The sequence below is a fragment of the Rhodopirellula sp. MGV genome, assembly GCF_002251265.1.
Lineage (GTDB): Bacteria > Planctomycetota > Planctomycetia > Pirellulales > Pirellulaceae > Stieleria > Stieleria baltica_A.
In genome coordinates this window covers 31,989-44,479 of record NZ_NPDI01000010.1, presented here as the reverse complement: position 1 = coordinate 44,479, position 12,491 = coordinate 31,989, and the positions used below count along the sequence as shown (strand labels likewise).

10 protein-coding genes are annotated in these 12,491 nt (G+C 53.1%); 9 read left to right on the top strand and 1 reads right to left on the bottom strand.

The window, feature by feature from the left end; genetic code table 11:
* Positions 1 to 61 precede the first annotated feature (61 nt).
* Together CGZ80_RS04315 and CGZ80_RS04310 are read left to right on the top strand one after the other, a co-directional pair.
* Positions 62 to 523, top strand: coding sequence for an ANTAR domain-containing response regulator (locus CGZ80_RS04315; RefSeq protein ID WP_094411833.1), 462 nt, complete (start codon positions 62 to 64; stop codon positions 521 to 523).
* Complete coding sequence (locus CGZ80_RS04310; protein WP_094411717.1) at positions 520 to 1,155, top strand: ANTAR domain-containing response regulator; 636 nt, start codon at positions 520 to 522, stop codon at positions 1,153 to 1,155. The genes CGZ80_RS04315 and CGZ80_RS04310 overlap by 4 nt, the downstream gene beginning before the upstream one ends.
* A gap of 92 nt (positions 1,156 to 1,247) precedes the next feature.
* Here the strand turns inward: CGZ80_RS04310 and CGZ80_RS04305 are convergent, their stop codons facing one another.
* Positions 1,248 to 3,854, bottom strand: coding sequence for a CheR family methyltransferase (locus tag CGZ80_RS04305; RefSeq protein ID WP_094411715.1), 2,607 nt, complete (start codon positions 3,852 to 3,854; stop codon positions 1,248 to 1,250).
* 459 nt (positions 3,855 to 4,313) lie between these two features.
* Here CGZ80_RS04305 and CGZ80_RS04295 point away from each other — a divergent pair, with 459 nt between their 5' ends.
* The 7 genes from CGZ80_RS04295 (at position 4,314) to CGZ80_RS04265 (ending at position 12,481) form a co-directional block, all read left to right on the top strand.
* Positions 4,314 to 4,592 (top strand): hypothetical protein, encoded by a 279-nt coding sequence (locus CGZ80_RS04295; protein WP_094411831.1) that lies wholly within the window; start codon positions 4,314 to 4,316, stop codon positions 4,590 to 4,592.
* 73 nt (positions 4,593 to 4,665) lie between these two features.
* The gene (locus tag CGZ80_RS04290; protein WP_094411829.1) at positions 4,666 to 4,845 is read left to right on the top strand and encodes a YqaE/Pmp3 family membrane protein; all 180 of its coding nucleotides are present in this window, start codon (positions 4,666 to 4,668) and stop codon (positions 4,843 to 4,845) included.
* Between the two features lie 112 nt (positions 4,846 to 4,957).
* A complete protein-coding gene (locus tag CGZ80_RS04285) occupies positions 4,958 to 5,884 on the top strand; it encodes a YihY/virulence factor BrkB family protein (RefSeq protein ID WP_094411711.1) in 927 nt (308 codons plus the stop codon).
* 227 nt (positions 5,885 to 6,111) lie between these two features.
* Positions 6,112 to 7,284 carry a hypothetical protein gene (locus CGZ80_RS04280; protein ID WP_143543736.1) on the top strand — a complete coding sequence of 391 codons (1,173 nt, stop codon included), beginning with the start codon at positions 6,112 to 6,114 and terminating at the stop codon, positions 7,282 to 7,284.
* Between the two features lie 271 nt (positions 7,285 to 7,555).
* A complete protein-coding gene (locus CGZ80_RS04275) occupies positions 7,556 to 9,391 on the top strand; it encodes an ATP-binding cassette domain-containing protein (protein WP_094411707.1) in 1,836 nt (611 codons plus the stop codon).
* Positions 9,392 to 10,000: 609 nt separating this feature from the next.
* On the top strand, positions 10,001 to 10,825 hold the full coding sequence (locus CGZ80_RS04270) for a DUF6690 family protein (RefSeq protein ID WP_094411705.1): 825 nt from the start codon (positions 10,001 to 10,003) through the stop codon (positions 10,823 to 10,825).
* A gap of 78 nt (positions 10,826 to 10,903) precedes the next feature.
* The gene (locus CGZ80_RS04265; RefSeq protein WP_094411703.1) at positions 10,904 to 12,481 is read left to right on the top strand and encodes an AI-2E family transporter; all 1,578 of its coding nucleotides are present in this window, start codon (positions 10,904 to 10,906) and stop codon (positions 12,479 to 12,481) included.
* Positions 12,482 to 12,491: the final 10 nt, after the last annotated feature.

Below are 12,491 nucleotides of genomic sequence, written 5' to 3'. Positions count from 1 at the left end.
CGTGGCTCTTCCCCTTGGCATCGCACGCCTCCCACACGCTGACCACCGATGCGATTACGACATGAAGGAGCCGAAACTTCGAATCTACCTTGCTCACGGTGATGATGCCTCGCGCAAAATCATCCAGGCAACGCTAGAAAAACTGAACCACTGTGTGGAACTGTCGACCGATCACCCGGCGACTTTGTTCCGGCGGTGCCAGGAAAACCCACCCGACATTGCGGTGCTGGGGACCGGATTTCGCAAAACGGATGTGTTCGCTATCGCAAACGAGTTGGCACGCATGGGCTCATGCCCAGCGGTTATGGTCATTTGTCCCGAGGACATTGACCGAGTGGAGCGGTTGCTATTGGACGATTTGACGGGCGTGATTGTCGCGCCCATTAGTGATCGAGATCTTCGCCCGGCACTCTTCCTGGCCGAACGCCGATTTCGTCAAGCCAAACTACTTGAACAACGGTGCGAGGAGATCAAACGCGAGATCAATGGTCTTGCCGATCAAAGTTCGGAGGATGAATCATGATAGACCGAGTCAACAAACAACAAACGATTTATCTAGCACACGGCGACTGTGCCGTCAGAGAGATCCTGGAAACGATCCTGCTTACGCTTGGTCACAAGGTCCCGATGGCAACGGACCGGGGGCACGAGTTAATCGAGAGGTCGATTGAGGCCCCGGCTGATATCTTGGTTGCATCTCCGAAACTGTCGGACATGGATGGAATCGAGGCTCTGATTCGCATCGGCAAAACGATGCCAACGCCAAGTATCATCGTGGCTCACGACGACGAACTCGATAACGTCGAACGGGCCATGGAAGATCACGTGATGGCCTACCTTGTCGAACCGGTCACTGCCGAAGCGATCCAGCCGGCGATCTATCTCTGCCAAAAACGTTTCCGTCATCTGCAATCGCTTGAAGAGCGAGTGGTGCACTTGGAACAGAAGCTTGAGGACAGAAAGCAGATCGAACGTGCCAAAGGGATCATCATGCAAGTCCGACAACTTGAGGAGCCGGAAGCGCACCGATTTCTGCAAAACACCGCGCGACAGTCGCGTCGCCGACTGGCCGACGTTGCCAAGCAGATCGTCGACGGCGGAACACTGCTCGGATTAGACGAGCACAGCAAAGACCTCGATGCGGATCTACGCTAACGCCAGGGGCGACGCGACAGACGGGAACTGGAATTGCAAAGGATTCCAGAAACTAAAACTCAGACGAATGTCTCGTTTGAGAATCCGTCATTTCATTCCGACGCTTTGGTCAGGAGCACCATCGCACCGGTGATTTCACCGCCACTTCGAAACGATCTAATCTGTGCTGAGTAGCGATCATTTTTGATACTGATGTGGCAGATAGATTCGCTGCCGATATCGATCGCGTCTAACAACCGAGATGTAATTGTCGCGTCGTCTATCCGACGCAACAAGGCATCCTCGCTGCCTCCAACGTACTTGGGATCGAGAGCTAGTAAATCGCTAGCTTGCGGTGACATTCGCCGAATTCTCAATTGGCGATCAACGATAATGAAGATTGCATCAAACAACTCCGTCAAATTGTTGATGTCCGACACCGCCTGATCGTAGAGCTGGATTGCTGATTCATGGTCACGGTTCACGATCACCATCTCTTCATTGACGCTTTCAAGTTCCTCCTGCGTGCTTTGAAGCTGTTCGTTAGCAAAGTGCAGGTCAGTCGTCACCGTTTGCAATTGCTCGACCGCGTAGTACAGCTCCTCGATCGTAACATCCAAATTCCTCCTCGCCTCGATCAACTGCTGTTGCACGTCGCTCTTGTATCGCCTGCCTTCCAAAGCTTCCTCCGACGAAACGTTCGAACCGTGATACCCTGAGCCGGTAATATCATCGCCTTTGATCTGTACATCGCCTTTGATCTGTACAAGGTAAAACTCACTTTCGTGCCCTGGAATTGCGATCGGGTACACACAAACGATCACGCTCGCGCCAACCTCCCGCGTTCGCATCATCGCCGGCATTTCCACTTCGGATTGACTTTGCGAAGCCCTGCGAATTCCACCTCGAACAGCTTCTTTGATCTCCGGTTCGATCAAGTCCAACAATTGTGAGGTGGTCCTGCCTTCAGGGAACTTGAGATAGCGTTCAAATCCAGGAAACGAATGCAATACATCAAGACTTTCAGAAACCAGAATCCCGGGAGGCATTGAATGTGCCAACACGGCGTCGTAGAGCGTCAGCAGCTTTTCGGGACGATCGAATGTTCCTTTCCGACGCGGCGTCGGCTGCATCCCAAGCTTTTCAAGATGTGTCGGCTCTCGAAATGTCTCAAAACTTTCACAGTTGATCTGTTCAGAATCGCCGCGACGATAAATCTTCCACGTCTTGTGCAGTGTTTCAAAGCCCGGTTTGAGTTGTCCCGTTGATTCACTTGGTCCGAGAAACAGCGTTCCTCCATCTTTCAGCGCAAAGTAAAACCGACTTAAACAGCGATCTTGAATTTCGCGGTCGAGATAGATCAGCAGGTTGCGGCAGGTTACTAGGTCTATCTGCGAAAACGGTGGTGTCCGTATCACGTTGTGCGTCGCAAAGACAACGTGCGTTCGCAAACTGCTGCTCACCGCGTATCCTTCGTCGACATCCACAAAAAAACGTCGCAGTCGCTCCTCGGACAAATTCCGAACCTCTTCCGCCGAATAGATTCCCGCGGCTGCCTTGGCCAGCGACTCTTCGTGAACGTCGGTTGCGAACACCTTGAAATCAACTTTCAGTTGTAGCTTGTCAATCGTTTCTTGGATGGCCATTGCAATCGAATAAGCTTCTTGACCGGTCGCACAAGCACACACCCAAGCTCGAAAGCAAGACCCTTGCAGATTCTCGAAAGACGAAGGCAACACCGAATGCTGCAGAAAATCAAATGCATCTGGGTCACGAAAAAAGCTTGTCACATTGATCAATAGGTCGCGATACAAGCGACAGGCCTCCTCGGTATCGATGATCAACCGCTGGGCGTATTTTTCGACGGATTCAATGCCGGTTAGGTGCATTCGCCGCGCGATTCGTCGATCGATTGTCTGGGATTTATAAGTCGAAAAATCGATTCCAAACATCTTTGTTAAACGCGAGAAGACCAATTGCAACCCGGTCTCAGCAACTTCCGATGAGTCGAAGACCTGTTGGTCGTCGACATTACCTTTTTCGCTCAAATGATTGCGGATGGCATCACCAATCCGATCTGGTTCCAAGATGACATCCTGAACACGTGCAGCAATCACACTTCGTGGCATCGATACAAACCGACAGCTAGACGGTTGTTGCGCGATCACAAAACCACCATTCTTTGAAAGACTCCGACATCCTTCGGTTCCATCGTTGCCTGTCCCCGAAAGAATCACCGCGATCGTTCGCGCCGTTGCCCGATCGGGAAGCGTCTTGAGAAGGCGGTCAATAGGGCGGCGTAGACCGTTGTCTTCCGGCCGTGCGATCACTCGCAAACACCCTCCGCTATAAAGCAAGTCGGTCATAGGGCTACCGACATAAACCGTGTTCGGTCGAATCGTCATCCCATCCACGGCAGTTTCGACTTTCATGTCGGTAACGCGTGACAATAACCGCCCCAGGTGGCTTTCATGCGTCGGTGAAAGATGCTGAACGACGATGAACGCAGCGCCGGTATGACACGGGACCGCAGAAAACATCCGTTCAAGCGCTTCGATACCACCTGCCGATGCACCGATGCCGACGATTGCCGGAAGACGCTGGTCCAATTCTTGGTTTCCACGCTCCGTCCCGGTATCAGCTCCGCCGTCGCATGAATCACCTTCCTCTGGCTTGGCAGCTAACTGGACTCCAGAACGCACCATCTTGCCGCTGTTCATTATTCGATGCCCGGGTTGCGATCAAACACTTTTTCCAATCGGCCTTCGCCAGCTTTCCTCTCGCCTAGTCCCAATCGATCCCAATTCGCCACAGAGGGGATCGCCACCTCCTCGGCGAGTAGATTCTGAAGATAGCGGATCAAGTGCTTCCAAAAGAGCGGCAAACATCGATTTTCCCAAATCACCGAGCGTTTTCTGGCGATGCGGCACCGCAACTGGCGTTTGTTGTCATCGAATCGCACAGCGAAGCAGCACTCTCATCCACTGATGGCCTGTTTCGTTCCAAGTTGGCATTTGAGTGACCACTCAAACGCAACTTTCGCAAACGAACGGCATTGGCACAGCCCTTGCATCTGCTGCCGTTTCGTTGCACCGACATCACTTCAGAGCGGTGCAATCGCCGACATCAACTTGCCGTCGTCGGCGCGGCATTCAGACTCCAACACCGTGGGAATTGAGATGAAGATTCAATTGCGAAATGCGTTTTTCTGTGCTTTGGCCGTGTTTGCTTTTTCCGGCTGTGACGTTGACCAAACGAAAGAAGGCGAACTGCCAGACGTCGACGTTGAAGTGACCGGTGACCCGGGACAACTTCCAGAATTCGATGTCGACGGACCCGATGTTGATGTATCGACCAAGACCAAAGAGATCGAAGTTCCAGATGTCGATGTCGACATGAAGAAGACCGAAATCGAAGTTCCAGATGTTGACGTCGACCTGCCAGAAGACGACGAGTAATCGCGACCAGGAAACGCGACTCTCCTCCTCCGTCTAGACACACCCAGAAACCTTTTTACCAATGGTAAACGACATGTCGACTGCACCGACAACAACAAACACTCTGTTAAAAGTCATCCTTGCTGTCTTGCTACCGCCGCTTGCGGTGTTCATGGACCGCGGCATGGGAACTCAGTTCTTATTGAACATTGTTCTTACGCTGATTGGGTTCTGGGTCATTGGCATCATTCACGCCTTGATCGTCATTTTGTAAACGACGATCGGTCGGAACATGCTCAGGTCGAGGTCTGCGAAATGCAGACCCGCTGTCGCCGGCCGATCAAGTGCAATACCCAACAAGTCAACTGCAACGGCACGGCCACGCCATGGACTTTCTGAAAAAAACGTTCAACGACTTTTCGAATGATGGCTGTACCACGCTGTCAGCCTCCCTGGCGTACTACACCGTGTTTGCTTTGCCGCCGCTGCTGTACTTGTTGGTCACCGTCATGACGTTTGGGCTGTCATTGACCTACGAATCAAAACAAGCCGAGGAGCACGCACAAACGCTGTTGCAACAGCAAGCCGCTCAGATGATCGGCAATCAGGCCGCGACTGACGAGATCGCTTCGATCATCGAAAGCGACCGTGAAACCGGGGGCCAGTGGTGGAAAACGGTAATCAGCTTCGCCGCAATTATCGTCGGAGCCACCGGCGTCGTCAGCGCAATTCAGGATGCGCTCAATCGCGTCTGGTCGGTCAAGCCAGACCCCAGCCGCTCTGGCGTGAAAGACTTCTTTCTCAAACGACTGTTGTCACTGGCGATGATCCTGGGACTCGGTTTTTTGCTACTCGTTTCACTGATCGTGTCGACCGTCCTGTCGGCAGTTGGTAACCAAGTGACCGGGCTGATCGGTACCGATGAATTGATCGCCCAATCGATCAATTACGTGGTCCAAGGTTTCGTGACCTACGTCCTATTCGCATCGCTGTTCAAATTCATGCCGGATGCCGAAATCCGCTGGCGAGACGTTGCTGTCGGTGCAGGAATCACTACCGTGCTGTTTTTGCTTGGCCGATTTGGGCTGCAGTTCTATCTCAGTCAATCCTCACCAGGCGCTGAACTCGGAAGTGCGGCCGCGTCATTGGCTGTGATTTTGGTTTGGGTTTACTACAGCAGTATGATCTTTTTACTTGGCGCCGAAGCGACGCAAGTTTACGCAGTCCAGTATGGCGGTGGCATTCGTCCGCAGCATGGTGCCGTGCGAGTCGTCGAATCCACACGCACAACGCCCTCAACAGCCACGTCCTAGTCGGACCTGCCGAGCACCGCACCGCAGCAGAGAAGATCAAATCCACCTTCGCAGCGATTGGTCAATGATTCGTCTTTGCTCGGTCGCCGATTGCCCAAAACGTGCACTTATCCTTCATCAATCGGCCAATGTTCAGAGAAATAGGCGGTTGGCATCGGCATTGCATCCTCTTTCTCCTACTACGACACGGCGTCGTGGTGATCACGCTATTCAAACAAGGAGAAAGAATGACTACTCAACGAAAACGATTGATGTTTGCCGCCGCACTTGCTGCTTCTGTTGCGGTTCCAACCGTAAGCAACGCTCAACAAGTGGCTACAACACCGCAAAGTCAATCGGAAGTAGGCAGCAACAGTCCTTACTACGAAGATGACGCTTGGTACGACATCACGGAGTGGTTTGATGGCAACGACTACAATCCAACGGACGAGGCAATTGGACGCTGGGATGATGAGAAGTTCCAATTCAGCGACAACGTTACTAGCTCCGACAGCGACAACGACTCAGGGTCTTACACCGCCAACAAACCAAAGCTCTCCGACCCGAAGACCGACACGGTGAATACGTCCCCATCGAAGGTTTCCAGTGATCCGCTAACGACGAATTTGCCGACCAGCGATAGCTCAAAACACCACCAGTACTTCGAACGATATGACGACGGGTACTTGTTCTGGGACGATCACAACCTGACGAACTATTACGATCTCAACGGCGATGGCTTGTACGATGCAATGGCGAGCTACACCGATGCGGACGGTGATGGTGTCTACGAGGAATTCGATTATGTATCGCTGAACGAAGCAGGCGACTCTCGCGATGCGAAAATGGAAGCGATGGACAAACAGAAGACGATGACGTCGGCACCACGAATTGCCACCGGCGAAATCGCTCAAGTGAACAAGGTCGACGTGCGAGACCAACAGCACTTTGTCGCAACGGTGAATACCGATCAAGGTCAGGAGGTTGTCATCGACCTGGGACCAACGAATCTATTCAAGCAAATGCCGGAGCCAAAATCGGAAGTCACGGCAGAGGGTCTGATCATGAAAGTCGAAGGTCAGCCGTTGCTTGTTGCCAAACATGTCGAGCTTCCGCACGAGTCGGTAACAGTCAACCGCAGTGGGCGAAGCTATCAAGGGACGGTTGAAAAAATAAAGACCGTCACCGTCCACGGCCAGGAACATCGACTGGCCAAATTGAAGACAAAATCTGACAAGAATTTGATGGTTGACTTCGGTCCAAGTCGCAATGTGCCGAACTTGAAGGAAGGCATGGATTTGGTTGTTCAGGGCGTTCCCGCGAAGGTCAAGGATCGTGTCGTATTGCTCGCCCGTGAGATGGCTCACAACGGCGAAATCACCGAGATTGATCGACACGTCGTTCGCCACCCGAAGATCTAGACAACAAAAGACTAGGCCAAACCTGCACAACGAAACTGTGTTGGGACAGTTGCCCTCCCGACTGACGAGTGTCTGACCCAGACACTCGTCTTTTTTTTGTCTTCGTGCCATTTCGCAGGCGTCGCTTGGGCACTCCGACCGTAGGTCCGACACCGGGTTGCGATGCGAGGCCCCCAACGTTCAAACTGTGTCCCGAATTGCGGTTGGCCATTTGACGCGTGCTGCGTCTGCCGCCGCTGCTCCCATGATCTGATCGCCGATCCAAAGTTTTATGGCCGTTATTTCTCTCGACAGCATTTCCATCGGATTTCGTGGCCCGAACCTACTCGATGAAGTCAGTGCGAAGGTCGAATTGGGGGACCGGATTGGTTTGCTGGGACGCAACGGGGCCGGAAAGACAACCCTTCTAAAGATGCTGGCAGGCGAGTTGGCCCCCGACCATGGGGAAATCCAAGTTCCATCAACGGTTTCCGTGCGGCGTCTTGTCCAAGACGTTCCACAAGACGAATCAGGCACCATCGAGGAGATGGTCCGAGCCGGCGTCTCGAAGGAATTACTATCCGATCCGGCGTTGGCTTGGGAAGCCGACCACAGTGTCGAGCGGACACTCAGCGACATGCAACTCGATGGTGGCCTGGATTTTGGCTCTTTGTCCAGCGGAATGAAACGCCGTGTGCTGCTGGCACGCTCCATTGTCAGCCAACCGGACGTGTTGTTGCTTGACGAGCCTACCAACCACCTGGATGTTGAATCGATCCTCTGGTTGGAAGATTTCCTCTCCCGCTGGTCGAAAACGCTGATCTTTATCACGCACGACCGGTCGTTTCTGCAAGCTCTGGCATCGCGGATTTGGGAAATCGATCGAGGGCAACTGTTCGACTGGACCTGCGACTACGGCACGTTCTTGAAACGGAAAGAACAGGCACTCGAGGCCGAAGAAAAACAGAATGCACTGTTTGATAAACGACTCGCCGAAGAAGAAGCTTGGATTCGTCAAGGGATCAAAGCCCGACGGACTCGAAACGAAGGCCGGGTCCGACGCCTCAAGGATATGCGTGTCCAACGTCAACAACGTCAAAAGCAAGTTGGTACCGCGAAATTGTCTGTCCAAGAAGCAGAACGGAGCGGAATGCTGGTCGCTGACGTCAAAGACGTAAGCTTTGCCTATGGCGAACGTAAAATTGTCGAGTCGTTTTCGACGACGATCATGCGTGGCGACAAGATTGGCTTGATCGGCCCCAACGGCGCCGGTAAGTCCACCTTGCTGAAACTACTTCTCGGGCAACTGGAACCAGACTCGGGCAATGTTCGCTTGGGTACGAAACTGCAAATCGCATACTTTGACCAACTTCGGGATACCTTGGACCCGGAACAAACAGTCCAGGAAAACGTTGGCGAAGGCAGCGACCAACTGACAATCGGATCGGCCAAGAAACATGTCCTTGGATATCTGCAGGACTATTTATTCACCCCAGAACGGGCACGCACCAAGGTCAAGTTTCTTTCCGGCGGTGAACGCAACCGAGCGCTCCTTGCAAAATTGATGACCAAGCCTGCCAACGTGCTGATTCTTGACGAACCGACCAACGACCTAGACGCCGAAACACTTGAGCTCCTGGAAGAGGTCCTGGTCAGTTTCGAAGGCACGCTGTTGTTGGTCAGCCACGACCGGACGTTCCTAAACAACGTTGTGACGAGCACGCTTGTCTTCGAAGACGACAATGTGCGGCAGTACGTCGGCGGCTACGACGATTGGCGTGAAGCAGTTGAGCGTCGCAAGACGACCGAAGATTCGCAAGCTGTCAAATCCAAAGCCAATGTTCAGAGTACGAAGCCTCGTGAGCTCGATGCGAAGCCTGTTGAAACCACCGCCAACAGCACGTCTCCTGTCAAAAAGCTGAGCTACAAAGAACAACGCGAACTCGACGCGATCCCCGAAAAAATTGAAGTCGCTGAATCACAAATCGCCGAACTACACTCGCTGATGGCGGCGCCGGAGTACTACCAAAACGGCGGTGATCAGGTGGCAACAGATGCCGCGAAATTGAAAAAGCTCCAAAACGAGCTCGCTGATCTCTACGTGCGTTGGGAAGAACTCGAAAACTGACTTCGAGCGCACAATAATGCCGTGTCAGGCATCTTGTCTAGTCCTTCTGAGATTCCGTCGATCGCCGCAGTAATGCTAGCGCCGGAATACTCTGGCTGTAAAAGCTGATCGCCGCCAACTCATGACAAGCTGGCGGCGATCATGGTGGGCTTCGTGCCCCTTGAGGCCCATCCTTCGTGCGCAGAATTTATCGCACTTGCTTATTGGTGACAGTAGCAAAATGGCGGCTACCCGGCATTTTCAAACTTTTGCTCAAGATATTTTCAGAGAAGCTCCCAAGTTGCCATTGATTGTCGAACTTGCGACATCCGCTACCTGCTGCGGAGCACTCATCGAGCGTTGGAACTCTGCATAGCGATTCCAAATCAAGTCACTTCCAAAACGACCTTCGCCAAACCAATAGGCCTTATTGCTCCCCTCACCATTGCTACTCCTTTTGGTATTTATTTACCTCATCGCGGTGACAGCAGATGGCAGGAAGCCGGATTGGTAAACGCATGACCGTCACAAGTCTCGCCAAGCGAAGCAAAAGCAAAATAGAAAAGTCGTCTGATCGAGCGCTCCGATGAAGGAAGTTGTGTGCCTAGTCCCGAGCCCCCGAGTATCGACATGCTTGCCATTCGCTACAAAATCATCGCCGCTCTCGCCGCCGCCGGTATCGGCCCCTACGTTGCGACCGAGACAGAAATGGGTCAATCGGCAATGCAAAGCGTCAACGGGCTGTTTGCCGAAGGAGTTCCGGTCGAGGTGAAGCCGCAGGATTCACTTGCGCACGGAATTCCGTCAAACGAAGAACAGCGTGAACGGGGCTACGCGAATACGTCGCTTTACGAAATTGAAAAGCTTCGCGAAGTTCGACACAAAGAGTATCGCTACGATTCGGACTTGGCACAAAAGCTAGGCGCGATCTCAGAAAACCCCAACCAACAACCGACGCTAAGCGGTCATCAGGTCGAAGACATCGGGCAATTGCTTCGCTTCGACATCTCGCCGCACTGGGTGATCTCCCAGTTTTCGCGAGTGAGCACGGTTCTGGCGAACCTGAATTTAAAAGGCCTTCGAGTCCCGATTGTCACGGGGATTCGTGCCGACGATTTGGCCGGAACACTGACGTACTACTTTGACAGTTCCGACCATTTGCAGCGTGTCACGTTCCATGGTTTCACTGGTGATCCGACGAAACTCGAACGGCTGATGGTCAGCGGCTATGGGTTGCAGCGTGAACCCGCTTTAGAAGCTGGTGCATTTACGAAACGCTGGAACGGCCGTCCGACACACTTTTTCCGACTGACCCACGCACCAGTTGTCTTCAGCGATGCCGTTCACCACAAATACACGGTATTCTTCGAACTGAACCATCCGGACTTGCCGTATGGAATCAGCGCCGAGGCACGTAAAATTGTCGAAACGGATCACCACACCGGACGCTGGTAACAGACACCGGCCGCTTGTCGTACCGAGTGCGGATGGCCGGTGCTTGATTGAATGCCAACTTGACGACGGAGACATGACGTGCCATCACCCGAAGAGACGCCAAGCGGAACGCCGCCATCGGTCACACCACAAGCCGAGGTCTCAACCGAACTTGAAACGGACACTGGTAAAGGGCCAACACTTGCACTGACCGAGACGCCGCCTTTGTCGCGTGTGCTTTCAGTGGTTGTGCTGCTTGCCGGCATCCTGGTCGTTGGCATGCTGTTTTATAAGGTCATGGTCGGGTTCTTTATCCCGCTCTTTATGGCCGCAGCACTCGTGGTGATCTTTCATCCGATCCACGAGTGGTTCCTCGAACGACTCGGTGGTCGCAAGTCCCTGGCAGCGGCCGCCACGACGTCATTGATTCTGACGATCGTGCTGTTGCCATTCATATTGTTGATCACCGTGGCTGTCGGGCAGTTGACCGGCTTGGTCGGGCGAACGGACCTGGATGACATTAAAGCGGCAATGGATCGAGGCCGTGAAAAACTGGGCATCAAACTCGAGTACGCCGACCGTTACCGAAGACTTGACACACTCGCCAATTTGCTGGGTGATATTGAAAGACCCGATGAGACCAATTCGTATGTCGAAGAGTCCGAAGAGCTGATCATCTTCCTCGATCAAAAAACGACTGGTGAATCGCCGACCGGAAACACCAGTGAAATTGCTCTCGAACGTTTGTCGGAATTCGAAACGACCGTCGAAGAGATTGACAAACTCAATTCGACAGAGGGCGTCGATCCGGTTGATAAAATCGCCTTGGCAGAGCGATTCCACCGCCAGGGTGTCGTCGCGTCTGCGGCAATCCACAGCTGGATCAACGCCAAACTCGGTGGCTCGTTTCAGGCCCAAGTCAAGCTATTGACGAACCCAAGCGAGCGTGACTTTGCGGACGCGATTCGATCCGTGCGCGAGTTTATTCAACCTCGTTTCGTCAAGTTCTCAGGTGCAACGGGCAAAGCATTCGTGCACACCGCATTTGGGTTGTTGATCATGGTCATCGCAATCTACTTTTTCTTTGTCGATGGCCCAGCGATGGTCCGTACGTTGATGCGGCTGAGCCCGTTGGACGACAACTATGAACGGCAGTTGCTGACAGAGTTCGAAAAAACGAGCCGAGCAGTCGTCCTTGCCAGTGTCTTGAGCGCATTGGTTCAAGGTCTATTGGCCGCGATCGCGTATTTCTTTTTGGGCTTCGAATCGTACATCCTGCTGTTCTTGGTCACGACCGTGATGTCGCTCGTTCCATTCCTTGGCGCGGCATCCGTTTGGCTGCCGTGCACGGTGTACTTGGCCGCAGTCGATCAGCGCTACGGTGCGGCGATCTTCCTTTTGATCTATGGTGCGGCACTCGTTTCGTCGATCGATAATGTGATCAAAGCGATCGTGCTTCACGGCCACTCCGAACTACACCCCTTGATCGCCTTACTAAGCGTATTGGGTGGAGTCCCCGTTTTCGGACCGATCGGTATTTTGATTGGGCCGATGGTTGTCGTTTTCCTGCAAACACTGCTGGAGATCCTCAATCACGAACTGCAACTTCGTGACGGGGTGCCAGAAACCGGGGAACCGGTTGAGCCTGAATTACCAGCGACTTTGGCGTCAGAGTAATCGGTACGAA

Excerpts from the sequence above, each read along its gene's own strand:
- CGZ80_RS04270 (WP_094411705.1), top strand. The coding sequence starts at position 10,001 with ATGCTTGCCATTCGCTACAAAATCATCGCCGCTCTCGCCGCCGCCGGT.
- CGZ80_RS04315 (WP_094411833.1), top strand. The coding sequence starts at position 62 with ATGAAGGAGCCGAAACTTCGAATCTACCTTGCTCACGGTGATGATGCC.
- CGZ80_RS04275 (WP_094411707.1), top strand. The coding sequence starts at position 7,556 with ATGGCCGTTATTTCTCTCGACAGCATTTCCATCGGATTTCGTGGCCCG.
- CGZ80_RS04305 (WP_094411715.1), bottom strand. The coding sequence starts at position 3,854 with ATGAACAGCGGCAAGATGGTGCGTTCTGGAGTCCAGTTAGCTGCCAAG.
- CGZ80_RS04310 (WP_094411717.1), top strand. The coding sequence starts at position 520 with ATGATAGACCGAGTCAACAAACAACAAACGATTTATCTAGCACACGGC.
- CGZ80_RS04280 (WP_143543736.1), top strand. The coding sequence starts at position 6,112 with ATGACTACTCAACGAAAACGATTGATGTTTGCCGCCGCACTTGCTGCT.
- CGZ80_RS04285 (WP_094411711.1), top strand. The coding sequence starts at position 4,958 with ATGGACTTTCTGAAAAAAACGTTCAACGACTTTTCGAATGATGGCTGT.
- CGZ80_RS04295 (WP_094411831.1), top strand. The coding sequence starts at position 4,314 with ATGAAGATTCAATTGCGAAATGCGTTTTTCTGTGCTTTGGCCGTGTTT.
- CGZ80_RS04290 (WP_094411829.1), top strand. The coding sequence starts at position 4,666 with ATGTCGACTGCACCGACAACAACAAACACTCTGTTAAAAGTCATCCTT.